Origin of the sequence: Spirosoma terrae, from assembly GCF_010435915.1 — a bacterium.
GTDB classification, from domain to species: Bacteria; Bacteroidota; Bacteroidia; order Cytophagales; family Spirosomataceae; genus Spirosoma; species Spirosoma terrae.
Genome location: NZ_JAAFZH010000004.1, coordinates 286,983 through 303,560, shown reverse-complemented (window position 1 = coordinate 303,560; position 16,578 = coordinate 286,983). Strand labels below are relative to the sequence as shown.

13 protein-coding genes are annotated in these 16,578 nt (G+C 46.5%); 5 read left to right on the top strand and 8 right to left on the bottom strand.

Annotated features, from left to right (window positions below; translation table 11 throughout):
* Positions 1-137 precede the first annotated feature (137 nt).
* From GK108_RS11705 to GK108_RS11690, 4 genes are all read right to left on the bottom strand, one after another.
* Positions 138-1,553, bottom strand: a complete 1,416-nt coding sequence (locus GK108_RS11705; protein ID WP_163947776.1) for a DUF6056 family protein — start codon at positions 1,551-1,553, stop codon at positions 138-140.
* A gap of 10 nt (positions 1,554-1,563) precedes the next feature.
* Positions 1,564-2,496: a DMT family transporter gene (locus GK108_RS11700; protein ID WP_163947773.1), complete on the bottom strand. Its 933-nt coding sequence runs from the start codon at positions 2,494-2,496 to the stop codon at positions 1,564-1,566.
* A gap of 54 nt (positions 2,497-2,550) precedes the next feature.
* Positions 2,551-3,627, bottom strand: coding sequence for an LptF/LptG family permease (locus GK108_RS11695; protein WP_163947768.1), 1,077 nt, complete (start codon positions 3,625-3,627; stop codon positions 2,551-2,553).
* Positions 3,628-3,697: 70 nt separating this feature from the next.
* Positions 3,698-4,351, bottom strand: coding sequence for a metal-dependent transcriptional regulator (locus tag GK108_RS11690; protein WP_163947765.1), 654 nt, complete (start codon positions 4,349-4,351; stop codon positions 3,698-3,700).
* A 244-nt stretch (positions 4,352-4,595) separates the two neighbouring features.
* On the opposite strand from GK108_RS11690, the gene GK108_RS11685 reads away from it, so the two are divergent.
* Positions 4,596-5,930, top strand: a complete 1,335-nt coding sequence (locus GK108_RS11685) for an Nramp family divalent metal transporter (protein WP_163947761.1) — start codon at positions 4,596-4,598, stop codon at positions 5,928-5,930.
* Between the two features lie 42 nt (positions 5,931-5,972).
* Here the strand turns inward: GK108_RS11685 and GK108_RS11680 are convergent, their stop codons facing one another.
* Positions 5,973-6,992 carry a helix-turn-helix transcriptional regulator gene (locus GK108_RS11680; RefSeq protein ID WP_163947758.1) on the bottom strand — a complete coding sequence of 340 codons (1,020 nt, stop codon included), beginning with the start codon at positions 6,990-6,992 and terminating at the stop codon, positions 5,973-5,975.
* 147 nt (positions 6,993-7,139) lie between these two features.
* Here GK108_RS11680 and GK108_RS11675 point away from each other — a divergent pair, with 147 nt between their 5' ends.
* From GK108_RS11675 to GK108_RS11665, 3 genes are all read left to right on the top strand, one after another.
* Positions 7,140-8,669: a TROVE domain-containing protein gene (locus GK108_RS11675; protein WP_163947754.1), complete on the top strand. Its 1,530-nt coding sequence runs from the start codon at positions 7,140-7,142 to the stop codon at positions 8,667-8,669.
* A 1,057-nt stretch (positions 8,670-9,726) separates the two neighbouring features.
* Positions 9,727-11,670, top strand: coding sequence for a KUP/HAK/KT family potassium transporter (locus GK108_RS11670; RefSeq protein ID WP_163947751.1), 1,944 nt, complete (start codon positions 9,727-9,729; stop codon positions 11,668-11,670).
* An 89-nt stretch (positions 11,671-11,759) separates the two neighbouring features.
* Positions 11,760-12,821 carry an NAD-dependent epimerase/dehydratase family protein gene (locus tag GK108_RS11665; protein WP_163947748.1) on the top strand — a complete coding sequence of 354 codons (1,062 nt, stop codon included), beginning with the start codon at positions 11,760-11,762 and terminating at the stop codon, positions 12,819-12,821.
* Positions 12,822-12,868: 47 nt separating this feature from the next.
* Here GK108_RS11665 and msrB read toward each other — a convergent pair whose 3' ends face one another.
* From msrB to prmC, 3 genes are all read right to left on the bottom strand, one after another.
* Complete coding sequence (msrB, locus tag GK108_RS11660) at positions 12,869-13,381, bottom strand: peptide-methionine (R)-S-oxide reductase MsrB (RefSeq protein WP_163947745.1); 513 nt, start codon at positions 13,379-13,381, stop codon at positions 12,869-12,871.
* Positions 13,382-13,423: 42 nt separating this feature from the next.
* Positions 13,424-14,398 (bottom strand): AAA family ATPase, encoded by a 975-nt coding sequence (locus tag GK108_RS11655; RefSeq protein ID WP_163947742.1) that lies wholly within the window; start codon positions 14,396-14,398, stop codon positions 13,424-13,426.
* Between the two features lie 148 nt (positions 14,399-14,546).
* The gene (gene prmC / locus GK108_RS11650; RefSeq protein ID WP_163947739.1) at positions 14,547-15,395 is read right to left on the bottom strand and encodes a peptide chain release factor N(5)-glutamine methyltransferase; all 849 of its coding nucleotides are present in this window, start codon (positions 15,393-15,395) and stop codon (positions 14,547-14,549) included.
* Positions 15,396-15,509: 114 nt separating this feature from the next.
* On the opposite strand from prmC, the gene ribD reads away from it, so the two are divergent.
* Positions 15,510-16,541: a bifunctional diaminohydroxyphosphoribosylaminopyrimidine deaminase/5-amino-6-(5-phosphoribosylamino)uracil reductase RibD gene (ribD, locus tag GK108_RS11645; RefSeq protein ID WP_163947736.1), complete on the top strand. Its 1,032-nt coding sequence runs from the start codon at positions 15,510-15,512 to the stop codon at positions 16,539-16,541.
* The last annotated feature ends 37 nt before the right edge of the window (positions 16,542-16,578 follow it).

The window sequence follows — 16,578 nt, the reverse complement described above, 5'->3', positions numbered from 1 at the left end:
GCTGATTAGGTTCATAATTAGGAGGAGGTTAGTTGTGGAGGATTAGTTAACGAAGGTAGAAAAGTTTATTGATTAAGTGGCGTTACCGTCTTTGGCTTCAACTGACCAATGCGCTAAAAAGGCGAATTTCTATTTAACTACAGAGAATCTTTCAAAACAATGGCTTTTTTATGGTAATAATCGGCCCAGCAACGGTTCCATAGATGCTGCGGATTGTTTTTTATGTCTTCGATAAACATCGATGCTGGATAGACCGGTAGGGGGGCTACCAGTACCGAAGCGTCTCCCGACTGAGCCATTAGTTTATAGCGATCCTGCATTGCCATGTCGTATTGTTTTGCACGGCCGCTTAACCAATCGCCGTACGTGAGGGAAATTTCGGGGCCGAACGCGGCCGATAAGCCTGTCAAAAACAGCGAAACAGCTACAATTGGAAGGGCATATTTAGTCCAAAATGCGGGATTTAAGCGTGTCCGGAAAGCAATGACGAGCAAGGTTAAATTGTACCCCCAACTAAGCCAGAATACCAGATTGATAATATTGATAAGCCGAAAAGCAGGTGCTACGCCGACTCCGTAGAAGTGGAGCGAGATTAACGTAAAGACTGTCGCTAAGCCGTGGGCAATTCCTAATAGCGGGTGAATACGTAAATAGGCTGGGAGCGGCCGTTTAGCCGTAAGCTGATAAGCAATTGGGATATACAATAACGACAACGGCAGCAAAGGCGTACTAAACAACTGGCGGGTGAAGTAGCCGAACGAGAAACGTAACGACGAAAGAACCGTTAGGGGAATATTGGCACTGTTAGGGTTGCCACTCATTCGAATCGCATTGCCTGGCGCTGTGACTAGATAGTAAGAGCTAATAGCTCCTACCAGTAACAGGATGAGTATGGTAAAAGAAAGTTTACGACGTAGCAGGAACTCTCCGAAGGCAATCATAGCCAGTACCGACATGGCCATCACCATACCCGTTTCACTCGACCCTATGATGCAGACCAGAAAGAAGCTCTCCAGCAACAAATAGCCCGACTGCCAGCTGAACCCACGGCGTTGGTGGATTAGTAACGTCGCGAGCAGAAATAACAGGAAGACAGTGGAAAGACTGTAACAGGCCATACCTGCGTACCAGTACATATATTCCGGCACACTGGCTAAGGTTGTAATGAAGCTAACAAATAAAGCGGCAGCCAGACCAACTTTAGTCGTACGGTCAAATGAATCATGGAGCCATTGGCTACTGAAGGCATAAAATGCCAGCATCAAAAGGACTAGTAATACAATGGGGTAAATTTTATACCCCTCATACCAGCCAAAAATGAGCGGGCTACCATGAACAAGGAAATTATGGAAGAATCGGCCACTCCATCCATTATAATAAATCTGCTGCGATTGCCAGAATCCATAGTGAATAGACGTATTGGCGAAACAGTAGTCGTCGGTAGGCGATGGGTGATTGTAAAACGATAAGGCTACCAACGGCAAGGCCGCTGCCACTGATAAGACAAGAAACAGAAACGTAACAGAACGCGCTAATGGCGAAGAAATGCTCATGAAAGTGCAATTAAAGCGGGGTTGGTAGTTGGGTTTTAGTTTTACCTGGTCGATTTTTCCAAAGCGGATAAGCAACTACCGCAGCTAAAATAACAAGTGTACCTAAATAGAACCCGATTGTCATACGCTCGGTGTTACCAAAAATCAGCACAGCAAGTAAAATTCCGTATACCGGCTCCAAATTTACGGTTAAGACAGCCATATAGGGTGAAAATTTTCGTAAAAGGCCCACTCCGATCGTATAAGCATAAACGGTGCATACCATTGACAGGATGATTAGCCAGAGCCATTGCAGGGGTGTAGTGGGTACGTATTGAATCATCGACGTAGCGTCATAGGGCGTCAGCATACGTGATGCGAACCAGAGCGCCAGTGCACCAACAGAAGCGCCTGCCATCTCGTAAAAGGAAATGACTAAAGCTTCGTAACGTTGTGTAAATCGACTGTTTATAATCGTAAAAAGAGAAGAGAGCATTGCGGCTAGCATAGCAACAATCAGACCTGCTACTTTATCGAATTCGAATTGAAAAATCAGGTACAAACCGGCCATCACGACCCCTCCCAGAATAACCTCAATCAGTTCTACTTTCCGTTTTAAAATTAATGGTTCCAACAAACTGGCCCATAATGAGCTAGTCGCCATACCGGCCAGACACACTGAAACATTCGCCAGACGGGCAGCGGCAAAAAAAAGTACCCAGTGCAGACCAATAAGTCCGCCAGTGGCTATCAGTCGCCAGCGGTCAGATGGCGATACCTGTATCGATTGTTGGCGGACTTTCAGAACAACTCCTATTCCTAAAACGGCAAGCGTCGTTCTGAATAATACGACCGCAGATGAGTCGAGGGGTTCCAGTAGTTTTCCCAGAATTGCCGTGAACCCCCAGATAAGGACGATGAAATGAAGCTGGAAATAATCCGAGTATGTGGGCTTTTGCGACATGGGCTACTGGGTGAAGATGAATGGGAAAAGCAGCTTACTCTATCTTCACAAACTTTACCTGGGAATTGTATTGTACAAAAATACACCTATGAGCGTAAAAATAAGGTTTGGTAACCATACGGCCAGAACAGGATTTAAATTTCCGGATTCGGCAATCCCTTTGGCGAGCATGAAAAACAATAGATACGTAAAAGCCAGAAAGAAGCCTAAAGCAACCTGCCAGCCTACACCCCGACGGCTTTTCCGGGCCGACATGATCACCCCAATAACAGTCAAAATTAAAATGGCAAACGGGCGTGTGTCGCGGCTGTATTTTTCCAGCAAATACGTTTCAACCCCATCAGACCCCCGGCTACGTAGTATATCAATACGCTGATTCAATTCCGGGCGGGTGAGGGTTTCGTAGAGGTTGAAGTCGGAGCTGAAGTCATCCGGTTTCAGGTTGAGCGTAGTGTCTATTCGTGTGCCTGGCGTCAGCAGCTCTTCCTGACCATTGATGGTCCGTATGGTATAATCATAAACCCCCCATTTCTTTTTCTTGGCATCCCATTCAATACGATCGGCGGTGAGTTTTTGCTTTAGTAGATTTCCTTCGATCCGTTCGAGTGTGAATTTATACCCCGTGTTACTCAGGTTATTGTAGCTTTCCAGATAGGCGTAAACATCAGGGGCAATCTTGATATGAACGTTACGGTGCGAATACGTATAGGCTTCATTAATGTACTTAATCTCAAACGCAATACGTGTTTTGTTCGCTTTGGGAATAATGTAGTTGACCATAAAATAGGTCAGAACGGCCAGTACACTGGCTCCTAATACATAGGGAAACAAAAGCCGGACAAAACTGACACCGCTACTCAGAATCGCAATAATTTCAGTACGGGCAGCCAGCCGTGATGTTAAAAAGACGGTGGCGATGAATACCATAAGAGGGCTAATGTAATTGGCCCAATAGGGTATAAAATTCAGGTAATAATTCCAGAGAATCTCGCCCGCTGGTGCATTGGTTTTGTGAAAGTTATCGACTTTTTCGGTGTAATCGATCATAACAACCACCAGCACAATAACGATTACAACGAAAAGATAGGTTTGCAGAAAACGTTTGAGAATATACCCGTCTAGTAGTTTCATGATGTTGTTTCGCGTTCACCCCGTATTGATTGGCTACATCACGTTGGGTAACCAGTCAGCTCCGGGCGAACTAATCCACTAATAAATTCTTTGCCACTTCGTGACTAACAAATACCATACGATCATCGGTGATACGTAGTAGAACCGATTTGTCGAAGGTATTGATTTCGGTTACCGCTACCGAACAGCCCAGCGTTAGCTGAAAATGATTGAGATGTTGCAGAAATTCGGTCGAATGTTCGAGTACGCCCATAAGCCGTACCAGTTCCCCCATTTTAACCTCCGATAGTTTCCGATAGCCTGTCTCCGGCATCTGCCCAGCTGAGGTTGGAATAGGATCGCCGTGGGGGTCGAACTGTGGATTGCCCAGGTAAGCATCCAGTCTGGTAACTAATTCATCGGAACGGATATGCTCCAGCTCTTCGGCAATTTCGTGAACCTCATCCCAGCCAAATCCCAGCTTCTCAACCAGAAAAACTTCCCACAAACGGTGACGCCTGATAATCTGAAGAGCGAGCCGTTCACCTTCTTCGGTGAGCCGAACGCCCTGGTATTTTTTGTAATGAATTAACTGTTTTTCTGACAGCTTACGTAGCATGTCGGTTACTGAAGCCGCTTTGGTGGCCGTCATTTCGGCTAGTGCATTCGTACTCACTTCGCCCTCCATACGAGTAGCGAGGTAATAGATTGTCTTTAGATAATTTTCTTCAGTGAACGAATGCATAAGCAATGGCTACTCCATAAAAACGATCAGATAGCCTCAAACAGTTTGCCCGCAAAGATAGTTTTTATGTTAAACTTTCTAAAAATTTAGATAAGTCTAAAAAAATATTTCAACAATCCTTATATTTGATCGTTGGATTAGGAGCAGGTGCCAGATAAACAGTGTATTGCAGCGTGTCTGGTATAAGTAGTCAAGACCTCGCGATCAAAACAGATTTCTTCCATTGCGCGTAGCAATGAAAATTATGGAAGCGACGAATACAACCATGAAAGGATGGCAGCAAGACAAAGGCGAGAACTCCCTGGCTGATGTGCATAGCTCCGTCCACGTACCTAAAGACAGCGGTTTCTTTAAAACATTAAAGGCATACCTGGGACCAGGATTAATGGTTGCCGTAGGCTATATGGACCCTGGTAACTGGGCAACCGACATTGCAGGGGGCGCTCAGTTTGGCTACCGGCTCTTATCGGTCGTGTTGATTTCTAACCTGTTTGCTATTCTACTACAGCATCTGTCGCTCAAACTGGGTATTGCAACAGGACGGGATCTGGCGCAAGCCTGCCGGGATCATTATAGCCGCCCAACGGCCATAGGGCTTTGGTTACTGGCCGAAATCGCCATTGCGGCTACCGACCTGGCCGAAGTAATTGGCTCCGCTATTGCCCTAAATTTATTATTTGGCCTGCCGCTTACCATCGGTATTCTGATTACGGCCGTCGATGTATTGTTGTTGCTGTATTTACAGAATAAGGGTTTTCAGGCTATTGAACGTATTGTTGCCAGTTTAATATTCCTGATTGTAGGATGCTTTGGTTACGAATTAATTGTGTCGCAACCTGCCATGGGCGACGTAGCAAGTGGCCTGCTTCCCCGTACCGAAATCGTGACCAATCCCGGTATGTTATATATTGCCATTGGCATTCTGGGGGCTACGGTCATGCCACATAATCTGTATCTGCATTCAAGTATTGTACAAACCCGCGATTTTGGCCGTGATGAAGCGGGCCGGGCGTCGGCGATCAAGTTTGCTACCATCGACTCAACGGTTTCACTATTTCTGGCGTTTTTCATTAATGCCGCTATTCTAATTTTATCGGCGGCAACGTTTCACTTTTCCGGCAATCAGCACGTGGCCGATATTACAGATGCGCATCGGCTTTTAGACCCTATACTGGGCGTTAAACTTGCGGGAATTCTGTTTGCGGTGGCCTTATTAGCTTCAGGACAGAACTCTACGTTGACGGGTACATTGGCTGGACAGATTGTGATGGAGGGCTTTATAAATTTACGGATCAAACCCTGGCTGCGCCGACTGATAACCCGATTGGTGGCAATTGTTCCGGCATTGATTGTGGCTATTCTCTACGGCGAACACGGTACGTCGGAACTGCTTGTTTTCAGTCAGGTAATTCTGTCGCTACAATTGAGTTTTGCCGTTGTCCCACTGGTGACATTCACCAGTGATAAGCTAAAAATGGGGCGATTTGTCAATCCAGGCTGGATAAAAGTAGTATCCTGGTCCGTGGCGGTGCTGATTATTGGCCTGAATGGTTACCTGCTTTGGGATACATTGACCTAAAGGCAAACAGAACGTGGTTAGTGAGTTCTTGGCGGATTAAAGTTAAAACTCGTCCTTGTACAAGGCCATTGCATTGTTGAGCCGCTGACTAATACGCTCTTTTAAACGGGCGGGCGCCAGTACTTTCATGCTATCGCCAAAGCTCAGAATCTCCCGTTCTAATTCAAAATTCAACTGGACCTTCAGCTCAATGGTGATACCATCGTCGCGTCGTTCGATCAACTGTTGCGAATGATGAAGTGGTTTTGTTTCCACGTAAGGAGCATGCTCGGACGTAACAAAAATACGAACAGCTTGCGGACGTAGCGTCTGACTGACCGTTACGCCAATTACGTCGTGGTAGTAATCGTTGGACGTAATGCCGGTATTAGGGCGATACGTAACATCATCGGCAACAGCGATGGATAGCGTTCGGTCCAGAGCCAGATGAATGATGTCGGCCTGGTTGCCACGTGTGCCGACCACAAACCAGCGGTTTTTAAATTCTTTCAGCCACCAGCTGTGAAAAATAAACTGGCTCGACACACGAGCCCTGAACGATTGATACGTAACAAATAACGCTCTTCGCTGCACAATGGCCTGATAGAACCCATCCAGGTGAGTCAGGCCCTTTAAATGCTCGTTTTTTTCGAAATCAATAATTGTCTGCTGTTTGGTCGTAGCTGAGTAAACGTGGGCTTCCAGCTTTTGTACAACACCACCCAGGTGTTCGAAATGAGAAAAACCCTTGAACTGTCTGAGCACATCAACAGCCTCGCTGATACGTCCCAAATCATGACCAGTTAGCGGAATTTGTGTGATTGTGTAGGTTGGATCTTCATAGGCATAGTATTTCTTGTCAGTAACGATGATCGGGGCGTTGTAGCCGAGTTTGTCGCTACGCATCATCTGCAAATCGGCCTGAATGGTTCGGCGGCTTATTCCTTTTGTCATCCCCTCATACTCATATAGTGCTTCCGATACGGCTTCAATCAGATCGTCCAGCGTCCATTGACGGTATTTATTGGTCAGACAATTGTCGATGGCACGGTAACGAATAAGTGCGTTTCGGTTGGCAGGCATGGAGTAGAAAGTCGTTTACGGAATGAAATGGGTGATTCAGGGAAAATTCTGCGAAAAAAACTGAAAAATTTTTTATCTGCGCAAAAAGACTGCGCACATGACCAAAACCTTTGTATCGTCAAGTTTATAAAACAAACACCGACGATCATGAAATTCAACTTTTTCAACCACCAGACTACGCAAACAGTCAACCATGAAGGGGCTCAAGCGTTTATGTTGCCGCCAGAAGCGGAGTTGTATTCGGCTGTAGTAACCACTATGCTGAACGACGCTCACTATCAGAAAGCGGATCAACGCATGGCCCGGATTCAGGAATTGGTTGGCAAAGTCGATCCGGTTTTTGTGGCCAAACTAGCCGTCTACGTCAGGGAACAGATGTACCTGCGTTCGGCGCCGATGATGTTACTGGGCGAATTGGCTAAAGTGCATAATGGAGATGGACTAGTGGGGCAGGCCGTGGGCCGGGCTGTGCAGCGTCCCGACGAGATTACGGAGTTACTGGCTTATTATCAGCTAACGAACCAGCGCACGGGTATCAAGAAGCTTGGACGACTATCGAAGCAATTGCAGAAAGGACTGGCAACGGCATTCAACAAGTTTGATGAATACCAGTTTGCCAAATACAATAAGGCTACTGCCGTTACGCTGCGAGATGCCTTGTTTCTGGTGCATCCAAAAGCGAAGAATGAAGATCAGCAGACTGTATTCAATAAGTTGATCAATGATTCGCTGGAAACGCCTTATACCTGGGAAACCGAGCTGAGTCTGTTAGGGCAAACAACGTTTGCAAGCGAGGCAGCAAGGAAAGAAGCTGTACGCGCCAAATGGGAAGAACTGATCGAAAGCAAACGGTTAGGGTATATGGCTACGTTACGTAACCTGCGTAATATGCTGGAAGCTGGCGTTAGTGGAAAACATATTGAAAAGGTTTGTCAATTGCTGGCTAATGAAAAAGCTGTTCGTCAGGCAAAACAATTACCGTTTCGGTTTCTGGCTGCCTACCGCGAGTTGAAAAATTTGCCGAATGGGCACGTAGCGATGCTGATCGAAGCGCTGGAAGATGCCTTGTATGCTAGTGTGGCAAACCTGCGTGGATTCACCTACCAAACAAGCGTAGTCATTGCCTGCGATGTATCGGGGTCAATGCAGCAACCAGTTTCACCGAAAAGTAAAGTCTTATTGTATGATATTGGCTTGCTATTAGGTATGCTGTTACAGGCAAAGTGCCGGAACGTATTGAGCGGGATGTTCGGCGATACGTGGAAAACCGTTACGTTGCCATCGCGAAGCATTCTGGCCAATGTCGATGAGTTTTACCGACGCGAAGGCGAAGTGGGCTACGCGACAAATGGCTATCAGGTACTTGATGATCTGATCAAGCAACGCTACAAGGCGGATCGGATTATGTTGTTTACCGATACGCAGCTGTGGGATAGTTCATCGCAGAACAAGTCGGCGCGCAATACGCTGGTATCAAAATGGAAGGCGTATAAAGCCCTATTTCCTGATGCGAAATTGTATTTGTTCGATTTAGCTGGCTATGGCCAGGTACCGCTTCGGGTTGAGCAACATGATGTGTACCTGATTGCTGGCTGGTCCGATAAAGTGTTTGACGTATTGCAGGCACTTGAAGAGGGACAGACAACACTAAGTGCCATCCATGAGATTGTACTTTGAGATACGATAAGGCTCCAGGGTTTTATCGGTTAATAAAAACAGGATGTCGTAGAGGTGAGATACTTCGACCCATTACGGAAAAGGGTAAAATCATTTTGCTAACGAAGTGAACAAAATGGATCGGATCGGGCGGTTCGCCGTTACGGTCTGGTTGGCATACCCTGAGCTTAGAGCTTACTTCGCATGTTACTCCTGTTATTGATTTTATAGGTGCCGTAAAACAGGGCTACTTCGTTCGATTGGTTGAAAGCCTGTAAAGGCAAGTCGGGGTTCGACTCCCCGGTATGTACCCTGTTTGGCTGTTGCCCTATAATAATTGTAGCAAGTGCCGTAGATAAGAGTTACTTCGATTGTGGTTTGGCAGGTTGCCGGTTCGAGTCCGGTCATCGGGACATTACCCCGGTGTAGCTCAGTTGGTTAGAGCGCCAAACGTACTCTTTTTGCTAATTGCCTTGCTATTTTTTCTTGAACCAGTCAAACGGTGCCGTAGCATAGACTTACATCGACCTATCACGTTGTTTACGTAGTCTGTGCGCTAATTGCCCGGTTTGACTGGTTTATTTTCGTTATGATTTACTGGCAAAAAACAGAGACGGCCCATCCAAAGAACGGGCCATCTGCTCAAACACACCTAATTAAACAAAACCTGATAGGAGGGTTGGTTAACGTTTTATCTACGAATTAGACTAATGTTTGGTTTTTGTACTAAAATTTAAATTTATTAACTAATGATTTAGTCCGGAAAATTGAACAATGGAACGTATCATTTGTAGCGTTCTATTCTGGCGTCAGAACAATTAAATAACACTTGTCAGCTGGGGCTAGTGCGTTGATTATAAGCGAATAATGATGAGCAGTTCGATCTTGCCCCAAACTGTTAGGCGGGCCGGGCTATGTATGAGTGTACCCAAATGGAGGCCCGGCAAAATCTATTAGTGGATTTCTTGATCGGTAGAAAACATAAGTTTCGCTAGTACCAAGTCTAACAAATATAAACATCGGTTATCTTTGCCCCGTTTTGACCCCGTCGTAAATCGACAAGGCGCAAGCCTACCTTATGGAAGATAAAAAACAGATAGACACCGTAAGTGCCGCTGGCTTACTGGTGGCAATGGGTATTATTTACGGCGATATTGGTACATCGCCTTTATACGTGTTACGTTCGATTGTTGGCAGTACCGAGCCTGTTACGGTCAGCGTTGTTCGAGGAGCTCTCTCCTGTATTTTCTGGACAGTTACCTTACAGACTACCATCAAATATGTCCTGCTCATACTAAGAGCAGATAACCGAGGGGAGGGTGGCATTTTTGCGTTATACGCTTTAGTCAGAAGACACGCGAAATGGTTAACAATTCCCGCTATTATTGGGGGAAGTGCGCTGCTGGCCGATAGTATCATAACCCCGCCAATTTCGGTTTCGTCGGCTATTGAAGGGTTGTTAATTCTCTATCCAAATCTGCCAACCGTTCCCATCGTTATTGGGATTCTGGCCGTTTTGTTTCTAATACAGACATTCGGAACAAGCGTGGTCGGTACAGCTTTTGGGCCAATCATGTTGATCTGGTTTACCATGCTGGGGGTATTAGGCATTAATTATATTGTCCATGACTGGACGATTCTATACGCAATCAATCCAAAGTACGCCTACGACTTCCTGACCCAAACGCCGGGATCGTTCTGGTTGCTGGGGGCCGTTTTCCTGTCTACCACTGGGGCCGAAGCGCTGTATTCCGATATGGGACACTGTGGTCGGGCCAATATTCGGGTTAGCTGGATTTATGTGAAAGCGTGCCTGATGCTCAACTATTTTGGACAGGGTGCTTTTGTTGAAAGTCTGGTTGGTCAGCCTCTGGGCGAGCAAAATCCGTTCTATGCGCTGATGCCCGATTGGTTCCTCATTATTGGTATCTGCGTAGCAACTGCTGCTACCGTTATTGCGAGTCAGGCGATGCTTACCGGCGCTTATACACTGATCAGTGAAGCGATCCGGCTTAACTTCTGGCCTAAAGTTCGCCTACGTTATCCATCCAATCAGAAAGGTCAGCTCTACGTTCCTAGTATCAATTGGCTGCTTTTTGCCGGTTGTATTGGCGTAGTTCTCTACTTCCGGGAGTCGTCGCGGATGGAAGCTGCTTATGGCCTTTCCATTACGCTCACGATGTTGATGAGTACTATCCTGTTTAGTTATTACATGTACTCACACAAGTATAACGCCTGGCTGGTTGTTGTCTTTCTGGTGTTCTATCTGGCTCTGGAGTCATGCTTCTTGGTTGCCAATTTGGCCAAATTTACGCATGGCGGTTGGGTGTCGGTGTTGATTGGTGGTCTGATGGCAGCGGTTATGATTATCTGGCTGAGGGCATTCCAGATCAAACTCCGCTTAACGGAGTATGTCCGTATCGACCACTACATTCAGGCTATTAAAGAGTTAAGCCGGGACATCAGTATTCCGAAGTATGCGACTCACCTGGTGTTTATGAGCAACGCAGCCCGGCAATCAGAAATAGAATCGAAAATCATTTATTCCATCTTCCAGAAACGGCCTAAACGGGCAGATATCTACTGGTTCGTACACGTTGACACAACAGATGATCCGTATACGATGGAATATAAAGTAAATACGATTGCCCCGGATGATGCTTATAAAGTGACGTTTAAGTTAGGTTTCCGCGTTGAGCAACGGATCAATCTCTTTTTCCGAAAGGTTATTGAAGACATGGTACGTAACAAAGAGGTGGATATTACCAGCCGATACGAATCGTTACGTGGGCAGAACGTTATTGGCGATTTCCGATTTGTTGTACTGGAAAAATTTCTCTCGTTCGAGAACGAACTTCCATTCTGGGAACGGTTCATCATGAATCTGTACTTCAATATCAAGAGCTTCACAACCTCAGAAGATCGCTGGTTTGGGCTGGACAGTAGCTCGGTTAAGATCGAGAAAGTGCCACTCGTTATTCGGCCAGTGGAAAATATTAAACTCAAACGTATCACTTCCTAATGATTGAACGATTGAGTGATTGAATCGATCAATGGTACGTTCCCATTTTTATTCAGTCATTCAACTAATCAATCATTCAATCAGTCACTATGAAGATCCTAATCACCGGCGGGGCCGGATTTGTTGGCTCATCGTTGGCCATTGCGCTCAAGAAAAACTATCCTGATTACCAGATTTTTGCCCTCGATAATCTGAAACGTCGCGGTTCTGAATTGAGTCTGTCTCGGCTAAAAGCTGCCGGTATTGAGTTTGTTCACGGCGATATACGTAGTAAAGAAGATTTTGATTCGTTACCGGCGGTTGATACGGTTATTGAGGCTTCGGCTGAACCGTCTGTTCTGGCGGGACTCGACGGAACCCCTGACTACCTGATCAATACCAATCTGTTCGGTACGGTCAATTGCCTGAACTACGCGTTAAAACACAAAGCCAATTTTATTTTTCTGTCGACAAGCCGCGTTTATCCGATCAAAACAATCGAAACGCTGAATTTTGAGGAGGCAGACACTCGGTTTGTGCTTACCGACGACCAGCCGGTTGCGGGCGTATCGTCGCGTGGTATTGCCGAAAACTTCCCGCTCGATGGTGCTCGGTCGCTATACGGTACAACAAAACTGGCTTCTGAGCTTCTCATCCAGGAGTACAATGAATTCTATGGTCTCAAGACCGTCATTAACCGCTGTGGTGTCATTACAGGGCCGTGGCAAATGGGAAAAGTAGATCAGGGCGTGATGGTGCTCTGGATTGCGAAACACTACTTTGAGGAGCAGTTATCTTACATCGGCTATGGTGGGACGGGCAAACAAACCCGCGATATGCTTCATATCGATGATCTGTATCGCCTGATTGATTGGGAGTTACATCATCTGGATCAGGTGAATGGTGAAATCCTGAACGCGGGTGGTGGTGTAGAAAGCAGCGCGTCGTTGCAGGAGTTGACCAAAATATGTCAGGAAGTGACCGGAAAAACCATTCCTATTAAGGAAGTGGCCGAAAATCGGGCAGCTGACATTCGGCTATATATTACCGATAATACGAACGTAACGGAACGGACGGGCTGGAAACCTGAAAAAGGTATACGTGAAATAGTCACCGATATTCACGCCTGGCTCGATGCAAATCGGGAAGCCCTGGAACCGATATTGAAGTAATAGATTTAAACTAGTAGAAAGACCCAGATTTGCTGGGTCTTTTTCATTTACTGACTGACCTGAGTGAATGACAGAGCGGTTCCATTCATGCAGAATCGAAGCCCGGTTGGTTCGGGACCATCGGTAAATACGTGGCCGAGATGTGCATCGCAGACGGAGCAACGAACTTCCGTTCGGCTTCCGTCGGGTTCAGTGTAGATAGCGTTGACTACAATCGGATCATAAAAACTGGGCCAGCCTGTACCTGAATCGAATTTGGTTCTGGATGAGAAAAGCGGGTTATGACAGCACACACAACTGTAGAGTCCTGCACGATGCTCGTGGGTTAGTTCGCTGCTGTTAGGCCACTCGGTATCCCGCTCGCGGGTAACGGCGTATTGTTTTCGCGTTAATAATCCGCGCCATTCGGCATCCGTTTTCTCAACTCGTTTCCCTTGGGGCGACGTAGCCCCAGCAGGCAAACGGTGCGCTTTCTTCGGGGTAGACAAATACGTACCATAAATCCACAATGCACCCGCCAGAATGACTGCAATGCCAACAAAAACACTGTTTTGCTTCATGGTAACAAAACAGAAAGAAGCAAGCAGAAATTCCTGAAGAAACTAACGACCAATGGCCACTTTCCGCAAAATCGAATCAATAACCTGTAAGGTTGTTACGCCGTCGGCTTCTGCCTCGTAGTTAAGCATAATCCGGTGATTAAAGACATCGGGAGCGACTTCCTTGATATCTTCGGGTAGTACGTATTCACGTCGATCGAAATAGGCAAGTGCCTTGGCCGCCAGATTTAAATTAATACTGGCGCGGGGCGAAACCCCAAACTGAATATAACGGGCTTCGTCGCGTAGGTTATATTCCATGGGGCGACGAGTGGCAAAAACAAGCTCGATAATATACCGTTCCAGCGTTTCGGATATCGTAATGCTGTTGATTTCGTCGCGAATGGCTACCAGATCTGACTTGCTAAGAACAGGTTGCACCTCGTAGTCGAAATTCATGTTTGACATTCGACGCATCACCTCCAGCTCTTCGTCTTTATTCAGATAGTCTACGAAGACTTTCATCATAAACCGGTCGACCTGCGCTTCGGGAAGTGGGTAAGTTCCTTCCTGCTCGACGGGGTTTTGGGTCGCCAATACCAGAAAAGGCCGATCAAGAACGAATGTTTCTTCACCAATCGTTACCTGACGTTCCTGCATCGCTTCGAGCAGAGCAGCCTGCACTTTGGCGGGCGAGCGGTTTACTTCGTCGGCTAGAATCAGATTCGCAAAAATGGGCCCCTGTTTAACTTCAAACTCCGCTGTTTTCTGATTAAAAATCATGGTGCCGATCAAATCGGCGGGCAGAAGGTCGGGCGTGAACTGAATTCGCTGAAAATCAAGATCCAGTACTTTGGATAACGTATTGATCGTTAAGGTTTTGGCTAGGCCGGGTACTCCTTCGAGTAAAATGTGTCCGCCCGTAAACAGGCCAATGAGCAACCGGTTGAGCAGGCGTTCCTGCCCCACGACAACCTGACTCATCTCGCTGAATACTTCGCGAATCTTTGTATGATATGTAAATGACGTTGCCTGCATTAATGTCTTCAGGCTTCAATTCTCAGTTTATAGTTTTCAGTTTTCAGTTTATAGTTGACTAACACGTAGCGATTCTCCTGCGTCAGCCAACTGAAAACTATAAACTATAAACCATAAACTGAAAACTGAAGGCATTTAACCTATAAACTTAAAAAGTGGCCCGGATACTGCGATCCTTGCCATGAATATCTTTGTAAACCTGAATTTTCGTAAAACCACGTTCGGCAAATACCTGTTGAGTCGCATTACCGAACCGTTCATTTATTTCAACGTAACAGGCCCCATCTTTAGTCAAATGGCGAACGCAGAAATCAGCTACAGCTTTGTAAAAAACGAGCGGATCACTGTCTTCCACAAATAAAGCCAGATCTGGTTCGTAATCTAATACGTTCCGGTTCATTTCGGCGGCTTCGGAACGCGTTACGTAGGGTGGATTGCTAACTACGCAGTCAAATTTTTCCGCGAAGTCAACCGGTACACTCAGGATATCCTGAATGGTGAACGTAACGTCGGCATTCAGGTTATGGGCGTTACGTTGCGCAAGAGTCAGTGCTTCATCGGAAACATCCCAGCCCGTAACAACCGACTGCGGCAGAAAACGAGATAGCGTGACAGCAATACAACCACTGCCGGTACCGATGTCTACAATGTGCACATCGTCGGTACGGTCGGCAAAGTCGTGCATGATCAGCCGGACCAGATCTTCGGTTTCGGGACGAGGAATCAATACGTCAGGAGATACTTCAAACTCCAGTCCGCAGAAAATAGTCGTTCCAATGACGTGCTGAATGGGTTCCTGCCGATTTAGTCGTTCCAGTATTTTAAACCAGTCGGGTTCTGTCCGGTTGGGGGGCAACGGTTTATCGGTCAATACGTCGGTCTTACGCAGGCCGAAATAATGATCGAGTAGCATAAATGCCATTTCACGTGCTTCTTCGGGAGGGTAGGCTGTAATATTTTTGCTTAGCCGTTGATATAGTGGTTTGGCGGTGGCCATTGACTTAAGTCGAGTAATTTTGCCAAAAATAGGGAAGTTTATGGTTTATGGCTTATAGTTTGTTGCTAGGAGCCATAAACTCTGTTTATAAAGACCCTTCACTGGCCGTTTTGTATGGAAAACTTTATGCGTCGTGCGCTAGAATTAGCAACCCTGGGTAGAGGAAATGTGAGCCCAAACCCAATGGTTGGTTGTGTTATAGAACATCAAGGGCGGATTATTGGCGAAGGCTGGCATCAGCGGTATGGCGAAGCGCATGCTGAACGTAACGCTATTTTTTCTATTCAGCCTCAGGATGAACATTTATTGCCGGAAAGTACGGCCTACGTAACGCTGGAGCCCTGCTCTCATTACGGTAAACAACCGCCCTGCGCTAATTTGCTGATCGAGAAAGGAATTAAGCGAGTAGTTTGCTGCAATAATGATCCCAATCCGCTGGTTGCCGGACAAGGGTTTACAACACTTCGTGCAGCCGGGATAGACGTAGAAACCGGTTTACTGGAAGACCAGGGGCTTCAATTGAACGCGCGTTTTTTTACATTTATTGAACAAAAACGGCCCTACATCATCCTGAAATGGGCCGAAACCACCAACGGTTTTATTGGGACCGAAAACGGGCAACCCGTCAAAATCAGTGGCGATCTGTCACATCGGTTGGTTCACCGCTGGCGCTCGGAAGAAGATGCTATTATGGTAGGAACCACGACCGCCCGGAATGATAATCCACGTCTGAATACCCGATTGTGGCCCGGAGCGAATCCAATTCGCATCGTGGTGGACAGGAATCGTTCGTTACCGTCTGATTTACATCTGTTTGATTGTTCGCAACCAACAATAGTCTATCATCAAAGCGAGCAGACACATGAGAATCAACATAATCTGACGTATGTAGTTGCTTATTCAATCCCTGAACTATTGGCTGATCTCTACGCCCGCAACGTTCAGTCTGTTCTGGTTGAGGGAGGGGCAGCGTTGTTACGTTCGTTCATGGAAATCGGGTTATGGGACGAAATGCGTGTGTTTCGTAGTGATACGATGCTCCAGGCAGGTGTCAAAGCGCCCACTGTTCAGGGGGAGTTAATCAATCGGGAGAAAGTAGGCGACGATGAATTGAGTGTCTATAAAAATAGCCCTCACAAAGAATAGGAGGGCTATGTGAGAGCCGTCTGGCCAAAACTAAACC